The sequence below is a fragment of the Serratia sp. CY84636 genome (genome assembly GCF_052166245.1).
In the GTDB taxonomy this organism is placed as follows: domain Bacteria; phylum Pseudomonadota; class Gammaproteobacteria; order Enterobacterales; family Enterobacteriaceae; genus Serratia; species Serratia nevei.
Window position 1 is genome coordinate 697339 of record NZ_JBJNOX010000001.1, and the last position, 16642, is coordinate 713980.

Here is a 16642-nt window from a genome sequence, read left to right on the forward strand (position 1 = left end):
TGCCTTATGCCGTGCCGATTAACGCAGCCCCATCCAGCTGGTGCAGACGCCTTCCGGCGGCTTGCCCGCATACCAACGAGGCAGCGTAGGGGCATCGTGGCGCGGTTCGGCCTCCGCCTCTACCGGCTGCGCCGGCCATTCCGCGACGTCCCAGCGGGTGGTGCGGCGATAGACTGCCGGGGTTTTGCCAAACTGTTTCTTGAAGGCGCGTGAGAACGAAGGCTGAGAGTCGAAATGGTATTGCAGGGCGATATCCAGGATCGGGCGTGGGCTGGAACGCAGCGCCTGCGCCGCCTGCGAAAGACGCCGCTCGCGGATATAGCTGCCGAGCGCGTGGCCGGTGGTGCTGCGGAACATGCGCTGCAGGTGCCATTTGGAGTAGCCCGATTTGGCGGCGACGTTATCCAGCAGCAGCGGCTGGTCCAGATGAGTTTCAATCCAGTCTAGTAAATCGTGAATGATATTGACGCGATCCATGGTTTTAGTTCTCCCGCAAAAACGACATTCAGGTCACAGTGACTTAGCTTAATTATCCAAGAATATGCTTTGATAATAGGCGTGAGTGCGCCGTTACGCAAGGGTAAACCGGGGGTAAAAAGGTGGCCAAAAATGCTCTTTGAACGGCAGGGGGATAAAAGAAAGGCCGCATAAAGCGGCCTTTTCAGCAGGAAACGAGTGGAAAATCAGTTAGTTTCCGGCTTCACTTCAATGTAGTTCAGACCCAGTACGCTGCTGGTGTAGCCGCGGATCTTGTTGGTCATCTCGATATCGCCGTTCAGCTTGTGGCCGTAGGACGGGATGATCTCTTTCAGCTTGCTCTGCCATTCCGGCGTCGCCACTTTGTCTTTGAACACGGTTTCCATCAGGTGCAGCATGATTGGCGCAGCGGTGGAAGCGCCCGGCGAAGCGCCCAGCAGAGCGGCGATGCTGCCGTCTTCAGAGCTGACGACTTCGGTGCCGAACTGCAGCACGCCGCCTTTATCTGCGTCTTTCTTGATGATCTGTACGCGCTGGCCTGCGGTCCACAGCTTCCAGTCTGCCTGCTTGGCGTCCGGGAAGTACTCTTTCAGCGCGGCGAAGCGATCGTCGTCGTTCATCATCAGCTGGCCGACCAGGTATTTCACCAGATCGAAGTTATCCAGACCAACGTGGGTCATCGGCATCAGGTTCGAGGTGCTCAGCGAGTGCATCAGATCGAACAGCGAACCGTTCTTCAGGAACTTGCTGGAGAAGGTGGCGAACGGCCCGAACAGCAGCACGCGCTTGCCGTCCAGCATGCGGGTATCCAGGTGCGGCACGGACATCGGCGGCGAACCTACGCTGGCCAGGCCATACACTTTGGCCAGGTGCTGGTTGGCGATCGCCGGGTTGGTGGTGACCAGGAACTGGCCGCCGACCGGGAAGCCGCCGTAGCCGTCGGCTTCTGGGATGCCGGATTTCTGCAGCAGGGTCAGGGACGCGCCGCCGGCGCCGATGAACACGAACTTGGCGTTAACGGTGGTTTCTTTACCGTCGCGGTTCAGATCGGCAACGGTCACGCTCCAGGTCTGGTCGGCGTTGCGCTTGATGTCGCGCACTTCGTGGCTCAGGTTCAGCTTGAACTTGTCGCTGGTGCTCAGCGCGTCAACCAGCTGGTGGGTGATCACGCCGAAGTTAACGTCGGTACCCAGCGGCATGCGGGTCGCGGCGATTTTCTGCGCCGGATCGCGGCCGTTCATCACCAGCGGCGCCCACTGTTTGATTTGCGCAGGATCTTCGGAGTATTCCATGCCGCGGAACAGGGTGCTGTGCTGCAGCGCCGCGTAGCGTTTACGCAGGAAGTTGACGTTGTCGTCACCCCACACGAAGCTCATGTGTGGCACGCTGTTAATGAAGGATTTCGGATCTTTCAGGACAGCGTTCTTCACCTGGTAAGACCAGAACTGGCGGGAGATTTCGAAAGACTCGTTGACCTTCACCGCCTTGCTGATGTCGATGGTGCCATCGGCTTTTTCCGGCGTGTAGTTCATTTCGCTAAAGGCGGAGTGGCCGGTACCGGCGTTGTTCCAGCCGTTGGAGCTCTCTTCCGCCACACCGTTCATGCGCTCGTACATGTCGATGGTCCAGGTCGGCTCCAGCTCATGCAGATAGGTACCCAAGGTCGCGCTCATGATGCCGCCGCCGATCAACACCACGTCGACGGTTTTATTCTTCTCTTCAGCCGCTGCCTGCTGCGTAACGCTAAACAGGCTGAGACTGAAAATCAGGACGAGTAATTTTCTCATTGAATTAAATCTCTTGTGTGTAAATTCTACTCATTGCAGGTGAAAGAATTTAGCGGGAGTTACCCTGGAAAATAATGAAGCCGACCGCCCGGCGTGAGCCGATAGGCAGCGATAATGCCTTTTTGTTAATAGGGTTTTTAACGAAAAGTGAACTATTGCAGGCCGTCCGGATGCAAATTGATCGGTTCACGTTACTGGCGGGGTATTATTGTTTGCGAGAATGTTAAAAACTACTTTTGTAACTAAAAAAAATGAATATAAGCAAAAAACGGCCGGTTGCTGTCGCAGGAATAAACAGAGAGGGGAGAAAGGCCGTATAACCGCGTTATTTCCAGGGGTTAATTGTCGCGCAATTAAACGTTATTTCGTTATCACACAATAATTGCGGTTAAATTGCAAATACGCATCGGTAACCAATAATAAATGGCCGCCGTTACGGGCGGCCAGGATTCACAAGGCGGTTACTTGATGCCCATCGCATCGCGCATGGTGAAGAACAGATCGGTCTGATCGGTCAACCCCACCACGTTGGCGGCGTGCGGGCCATAGGCCGCGACGCGCAGCTGGGTGCCGGTGTGCCCTTGCGATTCCTCTTCCGAGTTGCCGTAGCTGAGGGTCATCGGCGCGCCGTCTTTGGTGGTCAAGGTCTGGGTCAGGCCTGGCGCTTTGGCGTCGGCGGCGACGATCTGGCTGGAGTGCGCGTGGTCGGCGGTGACGATCACCAGCGTATTGCCGTCGGCGCGGGCGAAGGCCAGCGCTTTTTGTACCGCTTCGTCCAGATCGACGGTTTCACCAATCTGCCCGCACGGGTTGGCGGCGTGATCCTGCTTATCGATCGACGCGCCCTCTACCTGCAGGAAGAAACCGTTCGGGTTGTCTTTCAGCAGCGCGATCGCTTTTTCGGTCATCGCCGCCAGCGTTGGCGTGGCCGCGGTGCGCGCCGGGTTGTTTTCGCAGGTTACCGCCGGCTTGTCGAGGTTGCCGTGATAGCTGGCTTTCGGCCCCAGCCAGCGCACCGGCATGTTGCCGTCGGCGAACAGGCCCAGCAGCGGTTTTTGCTGATTGGCCAGGGTAACGGCCTGCAGTTCATCCGCATTGCTCACCCACTGGTAACCCTGCGCTGCCGCCTGGTCCTTCAGAGATTTTCCTTGCCATTCGCCGCTTTTCGCCAGTTGGTTGAAGGATTTCGCGCCGCCGCCCAGCGTGACGTCGGCGCGGGTTTTCAGCAGCTGCTCGGTGATGGAGCCGCGGCCGCCGTTTTCCAGCGCGTTAGCGGCGCATTTGTCGCTGGTTTCCTCCGGGCCGTAGCATTTGCGCGAGATGACGTGCGACACCAGCGCCGCCGGCGTGGCGTCCTGCAGTTCGGCGGTGGAGACGTTGCCGGTGGCCTTGCCGGCCGTTTTGGCGATCTCCAGCAGCGTTGGCTGGTCTTTGCCGTTCACGTCCACGCCGAGCGCGCCGTTATAGGTTTTCACCCCGGTGGCCCAGGCGGTGGCGGAGGCGGCGGAGTCGGTTACGTAATCCGGTTTGTGGGTTTTCTTGTCCAGCGAGTAGTGGGTGTATTGCCCGGTCAGCGGCAGAGCGTCGATACCCTTGAAGTAACCGCCTGCGCCTTCGGCGTAGTTACGCGCGGCGGTGATCTCGGAATCCCCCATGCCGTCGCCAATCAGCAGGATCACGTTTTTCACCGTTTTGTCCGACAGCGACGCCTTCAGCGCGGCGGTCTGATCGCCGGCCAGACGACGGGCACCGCCCGGCTCGGTGAGGGTGCCGCGCGCGGCGCGCTCGGTCAGGCCATCGGCATTGGCCGAGGTTTCCGCCGCGATGGCGGAAGAACAGAGCAGGGCGGACAGCACGGCGCCGGCGATCAGGGATACAGCAGGTTGCATGGGGTAAGCTCCTTGTCGTAATACAACAATGTAAATAACATCAAATTGTTACGTAAGGAGAGTAGAGCAGAGGGATGACAATTTTATGACAGCGAAAGACGGGATGGCCCGGCGGCCACCCCGTTTGGCGTCAGGCCGCGCGCGCCGGGATAGACAGCCCGCGCTGTACCGCCGGCCGCGCCAGACCTCGCTCCAGCCACTGCGCGACGCGCGGGAAACTGTCGAACTCCACCAGCTCGCGCGCCTCATAAAAGCCGATCAGGTTACGCACCCAGCCCAGCAGCGAGATATCGGCGATGGTGTAGTCCGCGCCCATGATCCAGTCGCGGCCTTCAAGGCGCGTTTCCAGCACGCCGAGCAGGCGTTTCGATTCGTTCTTGTAGCGCTCCAACGGCCGTTTGTCTTCATACTCGCGTCCGGCAAACTTGTGGAAGAAACCGAGCTGGCCGAACATCGGGCCGACGGCGGCCATCTGGAAGAACACCCACTGAATGGTTTCATAACGCTGCGCCGGATCCTGCGGCAGGAAACGACCGCTTTTTTCCGCCAGGTAGAGCAGAATGGCGCCGGATTCGAACAGCGGCAGCGGTCGGCCGCCGGGGCCATCGGGATCGATGATCGCCGGGATCTTGCCGTTCGGGTTCAGCGCCAGAAATTCCGGCGTCCAGGTTTCGTTGTTGCCGATGTCGATCAGGTGCGCTTCATAAGGCAGGCCGATCTCTTCCAGCATGATGGACACTTTGACGCCGTTCGGCGTCGGCAGGGAATAGAGCTGCAGCCGTTCCGGGTGCTGAGCCGGCCAGCGTTTGACGATCGGGAATTGGGTGGAATCGAGCATGGAAACTCCTCGGGTTGGCGGGGGCGCTTAAGCGTACCCTTTGAGTATTGCAGTAAAACTACCCCGCCGCCGGGTTACACCGTGAGCTCAAAATGTGCGGCCAGCGCTTTTTTACCGGCGGGGGTCAGCTGCAGCTCGCGGCTGTCGAGCCGGCGGACGATCCAGCCGCGTTGAATAAAGGCGGCCAACAGCGCGGCGCCCAGTGCGCCACCGAGGTGAGAGCGGCGTTCGCTCCAGTCCAGGCAGCCGCAGGCGAAGCGGCGGCGGGTGGGAGCGGGGGAGCAATCGACGCCCAGCCGCGCCAGCGCGGCCTGACCGACGTCGCTTAACCGGTAGTCTTCCTCACCGTTCAGCCAGTTCAGCGCATGCAGCCGATCGTGCAGCTTCACCGCCACCTCGCCCGCCATGTGGTCGTAGCAGGTGCGGGCATATTGCAGCGTGGTGGGCGTACTGCTTTTCACCGATGGGCGCGGTACGCCCGCCAGCGCCATCAGGCCTTCCAGCGCTTCGGCTACCGGCTGACCGGCCAGCCGAAAATAGCGGTAGCGCCCCTGTTTGACGCAGGCGATCAGCCGCTGCTCCAGCAGTTTCGCCAGATGTGCGCTGGCGGTGGACGGGGCGACCTCGACCGCCGCGCTGAGCTCGGTGGCGGTGTAGGCGCGCCCATCCATCAACAGGCACAGCATGCGTGCCCGGGTGCGGTCGGCGATGGCGGCGCTCAGCGCCGCTAAACGATCTTCTATGTCGATGTTATGCATACTTCGAGGTTAGGCGAAGTATGACTGCGCGTCCAGCGCTAGCCTGTGGTTATCGCCATCTGGTACCGAGGGAGAAAACCATGTCCGTATGTCCTTATGCCGCCGCGCTCGCCGCCGAGCCGCAGATGCACTATCGCGCCTTGCCGCCCCTGAGCTGGGATAGCGCAGGGCAATGTTGGGTGGCCGCTACGCCGCAGTGGGTGAGTGAAGCGCTGCTCAATGCCGATCTCGGCGTGCGGCCGGCCGATGAGCCGGTGCCGACGGCTTTGCTGGAGACGCCGATGGCGCCGCTGTTCGCCGGGCTGGCGCGGATGCGCGACGGCGAGGAGCACCGCATGCTTAAGGCGGCGCTGCAGCGGGCGTTCGCTTCCTGCGACGATATCCTGATTCAGCAAACCGCGACACAGTGCGCGGTGCGTTTAGCGCCAAAAGCGTCCGAGGCGGCAGCGATCACCCGCTTTAACTACGGATTGCCGGTCTGCACCCTCGGCGCATTGCTGGGCGTGCCCGAAGCGCAATGGCAACATCTTATCGATGACAGCCTGGACTTTGTCCGCTGTATCGCGCCCGGCGGCACGCCGCAGCAGCTGGCACGCGGCATTACGGCGGCGCAGCGGCTCTGCGCCCGGCTGGCGACGGGAAAGGGCGTGCTGCGCCAGGCATTAGCGCGGGAGATCGGCGACGTCCGGCTTGAGTTGGCCAATGCGCTCGGTCTGCTGTTTCAGGCCTGTGAGGCGACGGCGGGCTGGCTCGGGCAGGCGTATTTGCTGGCACGGCAGAACGGCGAAGTGGACACCGCGCTGGATCGGGTGCGGGCGCTGACGCCACCTATCCAAAACACGCGCCGTTTCGTCTTACGCGAGACGCAGCTTGCCGGTTGTACGCTGCGCGTGGGGCAGACCGTCTTGCTGTTGCTCGGCACCGACGGCGAACTGGCCTTCGGCGCAGGGGCACACCGCTGCCCGGGCGAACGCTGGGCGAGGATTATCGCGCGCTGCGGCGTGGCGCATCTGTGTTCGCTGAATATTGATGAGCGGGCGTTGGAATCGGTGCGGTGGCGCCATTCCTACAATGCACGCGTACCTGAGTTTTACCGTTGAGAGGAAACGATAATGATCGCCGTGATTTTTGAACTGCAGGCCGCCGACGGGCAGCGTGATACCTATCTGGCGCTGGCGGCAGAGCTGAAGCCGCTGCTGGCGCAGATCGACGGATTCATTTCCATCGAGCGCTTTCAAAGCCTGGCCGATCCTGCGCGCCTGCTGTCGCTCTCCTTCTGGCGCGACGAGGCAGCGGTGCAGCAGTGGCGCAATCTCGAGCAGCACCGGGCGGCGCAGGCGCGCGGCCGTGGCGAGGTGCTGGCGCAGTATCGGCTGCGGGTGGCGGAGGTGGTGCGGGACTACGGGTTGGAGAGACGCGATCAGGCGCCGCAGGATAGCCGTGGCTATCACCGCACCTGAAGAAAGCCCGCCGGCGGCGGGCTTTCTTCGTCCGTTATTTCGCTTCGCTGCCCACCTTCATCGCCCCGGCGTAGCTGGCGCCCATCCCCCAGGCAGCGCCGTGGTCGCGGGCGATCTGCAATACGCCTCCCGCCGTGGCTTTGCGGCTCCAGTCCTGCTGCCATTCCAGCATCAACGCCACCCAGTTGATGGGCGTGGCGCCCGCCTGTATCAGGCGCTGCATGGCGTTGTTTTGGCTGTCTGGCGTAATGTCGCCGGTGACGTCCGACAGAATATAAACCTCATATCCCTCGCCCAGGGCGGACAGCGCCGGCAGCATCACGCAGCTGGCGGTCCACAGCCCGCCGATGATGATTTTCTTGCGGCCGGATTGTTTGATCAGATCCACCACGCGCCGATCCTGCCAGACGTTGATGGCGGTGCGATCGTACACCTGCAGATCCGGGCGTGCCTGCGTCACCGGCTGGAATACCGGCCCGGCGAAGCTTTTGGCGTTGGCCGAGGCCAGAATGGTCGGCACGTTGAACACCTTGGCGGCCTTGGCGATGCCGGCGGCGTTATTGACCAGGTTGGTTTGGTCGATAGAGGAAATGGTCATGCCGAACATGTCCTGCAGATCGACCAGCAGCAGCAGGCTGTTCTCGGCGGTCAGCGGCTGCACATAACCCGCCTGGCGGCTGTCGGCGGCGGCGGGGGATTGTGCCAGCGCGGCGACGGGGGCGGCGGCGGCGCTCAGGCCGAGCATCAGGGCGAACAGGGTCTTTTTCATTATTAACTCCATGATTATCAGTAGATTAAATTCACTTTCCACTCAGGGAAGCGGTTGGATAAAGTCTACTGAGGTTGTTGGGGTTAATAATCTGTGTTTTATTGAATTTATAATTAACTATCAGGACATAATATGGACGTGCTACTGACGATGCGCGCCTTTCGCCGCGTGGTTGAGCGCAACAGTTTCTATAAGGCGGCGGAGGATCTGGCGATCACCCCGGCGGCGTTGAGCAAGCAGATTAAGCAGTTGGAAAGCCGGTTGGGGACGCTGTTGCTCGTGCGTACCACCCGCAGCATGAGCCTGACCGAAGCCGGGCAGATCTATTACCAGGAAGCCTGTCGGTTGCTTGGCGAGTTTGACGCGCTGGAGCAGATGGTTGCCGCCAGTGCGCAGCAGGTCTCCGGCACGCTGCGGGTCAATGCGCCGCTCTCATTCGGCCTGACGGTGCTGTCGCCGCTGCTGCCGCCGTTTATGCAACGCTACCCGCAGCTGCAGGTGGAACTGACGCTGGACGACAGGGTATTGGACGTGGTGGCGGCCGGTTTCGACATTTCCTTGCGCATTCGCCGACGGCTGCCGGATTCTTCCCTCAGTGCCCGGGCACTGGGTGAAGTGCACCAGCGAATTTGCGCCGCACCCGGCTATTTGGCGCAGCACGGCGTGCCGCAAACGCCGAATGACTTGCCGCGTCACAGCTGTCTGGCCTATTCCCTGGCGGAAAGGCCGGGGCAGTGGCAGTTCACCGCCGGCGAGGAGAGCCTGAGCGTGACGTTCACTCCCCGATTGATCGCCAACAACAGCCTGATGCTGCGGGACATGCTGGTGGCGGGACTGGGCATCGGTTCGCTGCCGTCGTTCGTGGCGGATCCCGAAATCGCCGCCGGTAGGCTGGTGCGGCTGTTCCCTGAACAGATTGCCGAAGCGCATCAGGTCTTCGCGGTTTACCCGACGCGCCGGCATGTGCAGCAGAAAGTGAGTTTATTCACCGAGTTTGTGCGAGAACAGGGATTGATGACGGCGAATTGACAACGGCGCACGGTTGTCATATTCCTTAGTTATGAAAAGATCCTATCGCCCATTCGCGCAAATTATTATCACCATGCTTCGTGTGGTGGGATAGCGCGTGTGTCGCCAATAAAAAACCCGCCGGCAAGGCGGGTTTTTTTATCCCCTTCCGGCAACGACCGGAGAACGGCATGAAAACCTACCCTGCAGTTTTACACCTGATGTGCGGCAAGGCCGGCGCAGGCAAATCGACGCTGGCGCAGCGTTTGGCCCAGCAACCGCAAACGCTGTTGCTGGTCGAAGATGCGTGGCTGGCGACGCTGTATGAACAGGAGATGGCCAGCTTGCAAGACTATGCGCGCTGTTCCGAACGGTTACGGCGGGCGCTGGGCGGGCACCTCGTTCAGCTGCTGCGCGGCGGCTGGTCCGTGGCGCTCGATTTCCCGATGAATACGCCGGACAGGCGGCGCTGGGCCAAAGCGTTGGCGGAGGAGGCCGGCGTCGCGCACTGCCTGCACTTTCTCGACGTCAGCCATGCGCAGTGCCTGAGCCGGATAACGCTGAGAAACGCGCGCGGTGAGCACCCGTTTACACTGAGCGAAGCGGAGTTTGAGCGCCTGGCACAGTACTTTGTTCCCCCGGCGGAAGAGGAAGGGATGACCGTCTTGCGTTATGGCGAACAGAACTGAAAACCGGCGCCATGACGGCGCCGGCAACAGGGTTAGGATTCGGCGTTAAACGCGTTGTGGAAGGCGACTTCCGCACACGGCAGCGTGCCCTGGAAGGCAATGGCGCGGAAGTAGTCTTGCGGCACGCCCGGCAGGGTCAGCGCGGTCTGCGCCTGGAAGCCGAAACGGCCGTAATAGTTCGGATCGCCCAGCACCACGCAGCCTGCGGCGTGCCGTTCCTGCAGCTCGGCCAATAGCTGGCGGATCAGCCGGCTGCCGATCCCCCGGCTCTGACTGGCCGGCAGCACCGACACCGGCGCCAGCCCGTACCAACCGGCGGTGCCGTTGCTGAGTATGACCGGCGAGACGGACGCGTGCCCGATCGGTGTGCCATTGTGCTCAGCGACCAGCGACAGGGTGAGAGCGCCTGCCGCACGCAGCGCGTTGACGATAAACTGCTCGGTGTGGCTGCTGTGTTCGGCATGCAGGAACGCGGCGGCGGTCAGGGTGGTGATGGCGTCGACGTCGGCCGGCGTTTCGTGGCGTAAAGTGATGTTCATGGTTGTATCCTGATTAAATAAGGCTGAGCCGACCGGGCTACCTGCCCGGCCGGTATCGATGATTAACGGTTATCCAGCTGCGCACGCACGGCCTTGAGCCCGGCGAAGGTGACGCGATAAGGGCGCCCCTGGCGAGAGAGGATCAGGCGTTTGGTTTTGAGTTTGGTGAAGACGGCCAGTGAGCAGTCGGCCAGGCCGAGCCCTTCGCGGGTGTAGCATTCGACGTGGGTGACGCGACCGGCGTCGTTGCGGGTGAAGGCGATATAGCCGCCTTTGGCCAACACGTGCAGCACGCGTTGTTCCGCTTTGGAAATGTTCATGTTGGGAGATCCTGTAATAACCCCAGATACGCGCATCCCCGCGCAAACGCGCGTCGGATACGTCAGAGTCCCTCGCCATACGGCAAGGAAGCGACTATCGGGTGGTTACAATCTCCAACATACAGGCCTCGGGCAGTGAAAAACGCCAGGGCGGCGTTTCAGCGCAGATAATGTAGCCAATGGCCGGTTGGCTGTCAATTTGCCGGCGGCGCGGGCCGCCGGCGCAAGGCCAATCAGAAAGGCTTGGTCGGCAGGTACTTGCCGTCCAGGGTGATCACTGCGCGTTCGCCGCCGTCCGGATCGGCGACCTTTTTGATATCCAGCTTGAAGTTGATGGCGCTGATGATGCCGTCGCCGAACTGCTCGTGCACCAGCGCTTTCAGCGTGGAGCCGTAAACCTGCAGCATTTCATAGAAGCGATAAATGGTCGGATCGGTCGGCACGCCGCCGGGAATGCTGCCGCGCAGCGGGATGGTTTGTAGCAACAGCACCGCCTCTTCGTCCAGCCCCAGCTTGGCCGCTACCGTGCGCGCCGCCGGTTCCGGCAGCGCATGCTGCCCCAGCAGCGCGGCGGTGACGAACGCCAGGCTGAGACCGGTGCCCTCGGCCAGCGCGTCGAAAGTCAGGTTATGGCGGATCTTGGCGACCATGATGGTGTCGGTGAGCGCTTCGCGCGGGGCGGCGTTATGCAGAGAGTGTGTCATGTTAGCTCCTTTTGTTGGCTTAAAAACGGGCGATCGCCGGGGTGGCGGTCACGTCGGGATGGGTGGCGAGCGGCACGAAGCGGCGGGTTTCGCCGTCCAGCGCCTCGATAGCGCCGCTGGCGATGTCATAGACCCAGCCGTGCAGCGTCAGGCGGCCCTGATCCAGCGCCAGGGCGACGGAAGGGTGCGTTTTGATGTTGTTGAGCTGGGCGATGACGTTTTCGCGCACCATCGACGCGACCCGGGCCTCGTCGGAGGCGTGCGGATAAGCCTGATTGACCGCCTTCGCGGAATCGGCGTAACGCAGCCAGCCGGCGACCGTCGGCAGATGCTCCAGACACTGGCAGGTGGCGATGGCGGTCATCGCGCCGCAGTCGGAATGGCCGCAGATCACGATATCCTCCACGCCCAGCGCGGCGACGGCGTACTCGACCGAGGCGGTAACTCCGCCGGGTTCGGGGCCGAAAGAAGGCACGATGTTACCGGCGTTGCGGATCACGAACAGATCCCCCGGCTCGCGCTGGGTGACCAGCTCCGGCACCAGGCGGCTGTCGGAACATGAGATAAACAGGGTGCGCGGGTTTTGGCGGGTCGCCAACTGCTGAAACAGCGCCGTGCGTTCAACAAAGGCTTCGCGCTGGAACTTCAGGAAGCCTTCAATCACCTCTTTCATCCGTTTCTCCATTGGGTGTCGTTATGCGATGGCGGCATGATGAACGCTTCTGGCTATAGGGTCTAAGACCCATTTATAATGCCAGCTATAGGTTTTACTAATAGCTGGGGCGCTATGCTGCTGCGACACATCCGTTATTTTCTGGCCGTTGCCGAACAGGGCAACTTCACCCGCGCCGCCGAAGCGCTGCACGTCTCGCAACCGACGCTGTCTCAACAGATCAAGCAGCTGGAAGACACACTGGGGGCGCCGCTGTTCGATCGCAGCGGCAGAGCCGTGCGCCTGACCGACGCCGGTGAGGCGTGGATGCGCTATGCGCGCTTGGCGCTGCAGGATCTGGATGCCGGCGCGCGGGCGATCCATGACGTGGCGACGCTCGAGCGCGGCCATTTGCGGCTGGCGATGACGCCGACCTTCACCGCCTATCTGGTGGGGCCGGCGATCGATGCGTTCTACCGCCGCTATCCCGGGATTACCCTGAGCATTGAGGAGATGGCGCAAGAGCGAATTGAGGCGCTGCTGGCGCAGGATCGGCTGGATCTGGGCATCGCCTTCGAGATGGCGCAGTCGGCGGAGGTGGAAGCGGCGGCGTTGTTCAGCGAGACGCTGGAGCTGATGGTCGGCGCCGACCATCCCCTGGCGTCTCATCGCCGGCCGCTGACGCTGGCGGAGTGGCAACATCTGCCGCTGGCCTTGCTGAGCGGCGACTTCGCCACGCGGCAGTTTATCGATCGCTACTGCACGCAGCTGGGATTTCGGCCGCAGGTGGCGGTGGAGGCCAACGCGCTGGGCGCCATCGTCGAGATCGTGCGGCGCGGGCAGCTCGCCACGCTGCTGCCGGCCGCCATTGCGCGCGAGAATCGGCAGTTGAAAAAAGTGGCATTGGCCAACGCCATGCCGGTGCGGCAGGCGGTGTGGCTGCAGCGCAAAGGCGCTTACCGCAGCGCCGCCGCGCAGGCGTTTATTGCCGTCTTGCAGGAACAGGGCGTTACGCCAACGCCCCCCAGCGCTGCGTCATCCCCAGCAGATGCACCAGCCCGAAGCCGAGGCAAATCAGCGAGCTGACGACGATAAAGCGCTGGCTGCGGCCGGTATCGCGCAGGGCGAAGGGGCCGGCGACGCCGCGCAGCAGGTAGATGAAGGTAATGATAAACAGCGCGGGCCGCAGCAGCGGCAGCGGCGCGATCAGGCCCGCGCCGGAAAGCGCATACAGCGACCAAATAAACAGCACCAGCGCGATACCGGCGGTGACGACGGCCGGGAACTTTTTACCCGCTTCCGCCGCCTTAATGAAGCGATCGCCGGCGCCGCATAGCCGGTAGCCGCGCGGCCCGGCGGCGATCACCCAGATATGCAGCAGCGCGGCGATGGCGCTCAGCGCGGCGCCGATCAGCAGCGCGGTGTTATAGAGGTGCGGCATGGTAGCGCTTCCCTGTCAGAAAAGTGGTTGGCATGAAGCGTAGACCAGAAAAGGCGAATTAACCGAACGTAACAGGGAAGAGGAGCAAGTAATGAGACTGGCGACGGGTATGCTGAGCGCATTGGCGCTGTGGAGCGGGCTGGCGATGGCGCAACCTGCGGCGCTGACGCTGCCCAGGGAAGACGGTTCGAGTATTCATTACTATCTGGACGCTGCGGTGCCCGGGCAATCGTCGGCGGCGCTGTTGGTGATCCTGCAAGGATCGGATTGCAACAGCGTACGGCATATCCGCCTGCTGGCGCCGTTGCGGCAGGTGTTCCCCGCCGCAGACCTGCTGACGGTGGAGAAATACGGCATCGACGACCGGTTGCCGTACCGCGAAGAAGTCCCGCGGCAGGATTGCCCGGACGCTTTTGTGCAGCATGACACGCCGCAGCGGCGGGTGAGCGATGTCACCCAGGTGCTGCAGGCGGTGATTGCGCGCAACGGCTATCAAAAGGTCGCGGTGCTGGGAGGCAGCGAAGGGGCGGTGATCGCCAATCTGGTGACGGCCTCCTCGGGCCGGATTGATGCCACCCTCGCGTTCAGCGGTGGCGGGCGCTGGTTTATCGACGACGTGCGCCACAGCGCTGCCGACGCGCCGAAGGAAGAGGTGGCCGGGCTGAACGCATTTTTGCAGCAGGTGATGACGGCGCCGCCGTTCCCCCTGAATGCCAGCGATCATGGCTATGCCTGGTGGCATGGCATGCTGAACATCGATCAGCTCGCCACGCTGCGCAGCATCAAGACGCCGGTGCTGATCGTGCAGGGCGACCAGGATCGCGCCGTTTCGCCGGGGGCGGTCGACAATATGATCGACGAATTGCGGGCCGCCGGCAAAACGAACATTACCTATGTCAATTACGCTGGATTGGACCATGTGATGCGGCGCGAAAATGGCGCCAGCGAGATGGCGCGGGTGGTGGCGGACATGCGCGCGTGGCTGGAGAAGCAGCTGCGCTGAGCGTCGGTATTAGGACAAGTTATGTAATAATTGACGCGAGTTTCTTTGGACTGAGTGATCTGCTGCTCAATTGAACACAATGTTATTTAATCAGGGCTTCCATCGTGTATTTTTTTAACCGCAAATCTAAAAATGACATACCCTAAGAAAACTCCCGCTATGGAGATCGCAACCCACAGCGATTTCAAATGGTCGTCGGAATAAAACATGAACCAGGCAATGGCTAACAGCGAAAGGGCCACAACGCCGCACCCAATGCCCTGAATAATTCTGGATAAAGCCGCCAGCATAAAGTTCTTCATACGTTAACCTTTGCAAAAAAGTACTGACAAATTTGGCTGAATTTCTTTCGATCTCTTTCCCAAACCGAGACGGCATCCTCGAATGGTCGGACTTTGCTTTCTAACAGAAAGTACAGCAGATCGAGGTTTTCCAAGCGTCTGAGTTGATCATACATCCGTGAGTTTCTTGCCCTCAAGTCGCGTGATGTATAGACAGAGCGCGGTAGGCTTGCCCCGATGGTGAGTGAGAATGGAACCTACTGCGACATCAGAAATTAATCTCTGAATCAAGCCAATGCCCACCGGCAAACGGTGTGAACCCACCGCTCAAAATGTCACCAAAACTTCCCGCGATCTCTGAACCCCGTTGTGGCATAATGCGCGCCAAATCACATTCCCTATGTATAAAGAGCGAGCGCTGTGTTAAGCACCAACAACATTACCATGCAGTTCGGCAGCAAGCCGTTGTTTGAAAACATCTCTGTTAAATTCGGCGGCGGCAACCGTTACGGCCTGATCGGCGCCAACGGCTGCGGCAAGTCCACCTTTATGAAAATCCTCGGCGGCGATTTGGCGCCGACCGGCGGCAATGTGTTCCTCGATCCGAACGAGCGCCTGGGTAAACTGCGTCAGGATCAGTTCGCCTTCGAACAGTACAGCGTGCTGGACACCGTGATCATGGGCCACACCGAGCTGTGGGCGGTGAAGGAAGAGCGCGACCGCATCTACGCCATGGCGGAGATGAGCGAAGAAGACGGCTATAAAGTGGCCGATCTGGAAGTCGCCTACGGCGAGATGGACGGTTACACCGCCGAAGCGCGCGCCGGCGAACTGCTGCTTGGCGTCGGCATTCCGGTGGAACAGCACTACGGCCCGATGAGCGAAATCGCGCCGGGCTGGAAGCTGCGCGTGTTGCTGGCGCAGGCGCTGTTCTCCGATCCGGAAATCCTGCTGCTCGACGAACCGACGAACAACCTGGACATCGATACCATTCGCTGGCTGGAGCAGGTGCTGAACGAACGCAACAGCACCATGATCATCATCTCGCACGACCGTCACTTCCTGAACATGGTCTGCACCCACATGGCGGATCTGGACTACGGCGAACTGCGCGTTTATCCGGGCAACTACGATGAATACATGACCGCCGCCACCCAGGCGCGTGAACGTCTGCTGGCCGACAACGCCAAGAAGAAGGCGCAGATCAACGAGCTGCAATCGTTCGTCAGCCGCTTCAGCGCCAACGCCTCCAAATCCAAGCAGGCCACCTCGCGCGCCCGCCAGATCGACAAGATCCAGCTGGAAGAAGTGAAGGCCTCCAGCCGCCAGAACCCGTTCATCCGTTTCGATCAGGACAAGAAGCTGTTCCGTAACGCGCTGGAAGTGGAAGCGCTTACCAAGGGCTTCGACAACGGCCCGCTGTTCAGCAAGCTGAACCTGATGGTGGAAGTGGGTGAGAAGGTTGCGGTGCTGGGCGCCAACGGCATCGGTAAAACCACCTTGCTGAAAACGCTGGTGGGCGACGCGCAGCCGGACAGCGGCACCGTGAAGTGGTCGGAAAACGCCCGCATCGGTTACTACGCGCAGGATCACGAATACGAGTTCGACGATACCCTGACCGTGTTCGACTGGATGAGCCAGTGGAAGCAGGAAAAAGACGACGAGCAGGCGGTGCGCAGCGTGCTGGGCCGTTTGCTGTTCAGCCAGGACGACATCAAGAAGAAAGTGAAGGTGCTGTCCGGTGGCGAGAAGGGCCGTATGCTGTTCGGCAAGCTGATGATGCAGCGCCCAAATATTCTGGTGATGGACGAACCGACCAACCACCTGGATATGGAATCCATCGAATCGCTGAACATGGCGCTGGAGATGTACGAAGGCACGCTGATCTTCGTCTCCCACGACCGTGAGTTCGTCAGCTCGCTGGCGACGCGCATTCTGGAAATCACCCCGAACAAGGTGATCGACTTTACCGGCAACTACGAAGACTATCTGCGCAGCCAGGGCATCGTGTAACCCTCGCGCAACGC

The 16642-nt window shown here is 61.1% G+C and carries 19 protein-coding genes; 7 read left to right on the forward strand and 12 right to left on the reverse strand.

The window, feature by feature from the left end; genetic code table 11:
• Window positions 1-18: 18 nt before the first annotated feature.
• The 5 genes from ACJ8QI_RS03560 to ACJ8QI_RS03580 form a co-directional block, all read right to left on the reverse strand.
• Window positions 19-477 carry a helix-turn-helix domain-containing protein gene (locus ACJ8QI_RS03560; protein WP_019454454.1) on the reverse strand — a complete coding sequence of 153 codons (459 nt, stop codon included), beginning with the start codon at window positions 475-477 and terminating at the stop codon, window positions 19-21.
• Between the two features lie 206 nt (window positions 478-683).
• Window positions 684-2264 carry a malate dehydrogenase (quinone) gene (gene mqo / locus ACJ8QI_RS03565; RefSeq protein ID WP_368907139.1) on the reverse strand — a complete coding sequence of 527 codons (1581 nt, stop codon included), beginning with the start codon at window positions 2262-2264 and terminating at the stop codon, window positions 684-686.
• Between the two features lie 461 nt (window positions 2265-2725).
• Window positions 2726-4153: an alkaline phosphatase gene (phoA, locus tag ACJ8QI_RS03570; RefSeq protein ID WP_442532083.1), complete on the reverse strand. Its 1428-nt coding sequence runs from the start codon at window positions 4151-4153 to the stop codon at window positions 2726-2728.
• A gap of 130 nt (window positions 4154-4283) precedes the next feature.
• Complete coding sequence (locus tag ACJ8QI_RS03575; protein ID WP_087762189.1) at window positions 4284-4991, reverse strand: glutathione S-transferase N-terminal domain-containing protein; 708 nt, start codon at window positions 4989-4991, stop codon at window positions 4284-4286.
• A 74-nt stretch (window positions 4992-5065) separates the two neighbouring features.
• Entirely contained in the window at window positions 5066-5749 is a 684-nt protein-coding gene (locus ACJ8QI_RS03580; RefSeq protein ID WP_087762190.1) for an ArsR/SmtB family transcription factor, read from the reverse strand.
• Between the two features lie 80 nt (window positions 5750-5829).
• On the opposite strand from ACJ8QI_RS03580, the gene ACJ8QI_RS03585 reads away from it, so the two are divergent.
• Window positions 5830-6849: a cytochrome P450 gene (locus tag ACJ8QI_RS03585; protein ID WP_442532084.1), complete on the forward strand. Its 1020-nt coding sequence runs from the start codon at window positions 5830-5832 to the stop codon at window positions 6847-6849.
• Window positions 6850-6861: 12 nt separating this feature from the next.
• Window positions 6862-7209, forward strand: coding sequence for an antibiotic biosynthesis monooxygenase family protein (locus ACJ8QI_RS03590; RefSeq protein WP_060440380.1), 348 nt, complete (start codon window positions 6862-6864; stop codon window positions 7207-7209).
• Between the two features lie 34 nt (window positions 7210-7243).
• Here the strand turns inward: ACJ8QI_RS03590 and ACJ8QI_RS03595 are convergent, their stop codons facing one another.
• On the reverse strand, window positions 7244-7978 hold the full coding sequence (locus ACJ8QI_RS03595) for an isochorismatase family protein (protein WP_442532085.1): 735 nt from the start codon (window positions 7976-7978) through the stop codon (window positions 7244-7246).
• 132 nt (window positions 7979-8110) lie between these two features.
• Here ACJ8QI_RS03595 and ACJ8QI_RS03600 point away from each other — a divergent pair, with 132 nt between their 5' ends.
• Both ACJ8QI_RS03600 and ACJ8QI_RS03605 read left to right on the forward strand, forming a co-directional pair.
• The gene (locus tag ACJ8QI_RS03600) at window positions 8111-9007 is read left to right on the forward strand and encodes a LysR substrate-binding domain-containing protein (RefSeq protein WP_442532086.1); all 897 of its coding nucleotides are present in this window, start codon (window positions 8111-8113) and stop codon (window positions 9005-9007) included.
• Window positions 9008-9177: 170 nt separating this feature from the next.
• Window positions 9178-9675 carry an AAA family ATPase gene (locus tag ACJ8QI_RS03605; protein WP_060440377.1) on the forward strand — a complete coding sequence of 166 codons (498 nt, stop codon included), beginning with the start codon at window positions 9178-9180 and terminating at the stop codon, window positions 9673-9675.
• Between the two features lie 32 nt (window positions 9676-9707).
• Here the strand turns inward: ACJ8QI_RS03605 and ACJ8QI_RS03610 are convergent, their stop codons facing one another.
• The 4 genes from ACJ8QI_RS03610 to ACJ8QI_RS03625 all read right to left on the reverse strand — a co-directional run bounded on the left by ACJ8QI_RS03610 (window position 9708) and on the right by ACJ8QI_RS03625 (window position 11911).
• Window positions 9708-10214, reverse strand: a complete 507-nt coding sequence (locus ACJ8QI_RS03610; protein WP_089185706.1) for a GNAT family N-acetyltransferase — start codon at window positions 10212-10214, stop codon at window positions 9708-9710.
• A gap of 62 nt (window positions 10215-10276) precedes the next feature.
• Window positions 10277-10534, reverse strand: coding sequence for a YjhX family toxin (locus tag ACJ8QI_RS03615; RefSeq protein WP_004939031.1), 258 nt, complete (start codon window positions 10532-10534; stop codon window positions 10277-10279).
• A 233-nt stretch (window positions 10535-10767) separates the two neighbouring features.
• The gene (gene cynS, locus ACJ8QI_RS03620; protein ID WP_060421366.1) at window positions 10768-11238 is read right to left on the reverse strand and encodes a cyanase; all 471 of its coding nucleotides are present in this window, start codon (window positions 11236-11238) and stop codon (window positions 10768-10770) included.
• A 19-nt stretch (window positions 11239-11257) separates the two neighbouring features.
• A complete protein-coding gene (locus tag ACJ8QI_RS03625) occupies window positions 11258-11911 on the reverse strand; it encodes a carbonic anhydrase (protein WP_048233124.1) in 654 nt (217 codons plus the stop codon).
• A gap of 114 nt (window positions 11912-12025) precedes the next feature.
• Here ACJ8QI_RS03625 and cynR point away from each other — a divergent pair, with 114 nt between their 5' ends.
• Window positions 12026-12976 carry a transcriptional regulator CynR gene (gene cynR, locus ACJ8QI_RS03630; RefSeq protein WP_087762195.1) on the forward strand — a complete coding sequence of 317 codons (951 nt, stop codon included), beginning with the start codon at window positions 12026-12028 and terminating at the stop codon, window positions 12974-12976.
• Here the strand turns inward: cynR and ACJ8QI_RS03635 are convergent.
• On the reverse strand, window positions 12900-13331 hold the full coding sequence (locus ACJ8QI_RS03635) for a hypothetical protein (RefSeq protein WP_033637706.1): 432 nt from the start codon (window positions 13329-13331) through the stop codon (window positions 12900-12902). The genes cynR and ACJ8QI_RS03635 overlap by 77 nt on opposite strands.
• Before the next feature lie 91 nt (window positions 13332-13422).
• Here ACJ8QI_RS03635 and ACJ8QI_RS03640 point away from each other — a divergent pair, with 91 nt between their 5' ends.
• On the forward strand, window positions 13423-14334 hold the full coding sequence (locus ACJ8QI_RS03640) for an alpha/beta hydrolase family protein (RefSeq protein ID WP_159317828.1): 912 nt from the start codon (window positions 13423-13425) through the stop codon (window positions 14332-14334).
• Window positions 14335-14420: 86 nt separating this feature from the next.
• Here ACJ8QI_RS03640 and ACJ8QI_RS03645 read toward each other — a convergent pair whose 3' ends face one another.
• The gene (locus ACJ8QI_RS03645) at window positions 14421-14636 is read right to left on the reverse strand and encodes a hypothetical protein (protein ID WP_442532087.1); all 216 of its coding nucleotides are present in this window, start codon (window positions 14634-14636) and stop codon (window positions 14421-14423) included.
• A 399-nt stretch (window positions 14637-15035) separates the two neighbouring features.
• Between ACJ8QI_RS03645 and ACJ8QI_RS03650 the strand changes: the two genes are divergently transcribed.
• Entirely contained in the window at window positions 15036-16628 is a 1593-nt protein-coding gene (locus ACJ8QI_RS03650) for an ABC-F family ATPase (protein ID WP_033637709.1), read from the forward strand.
• Window positions 16629-16642: the final 14 nt, after the last annotated feature.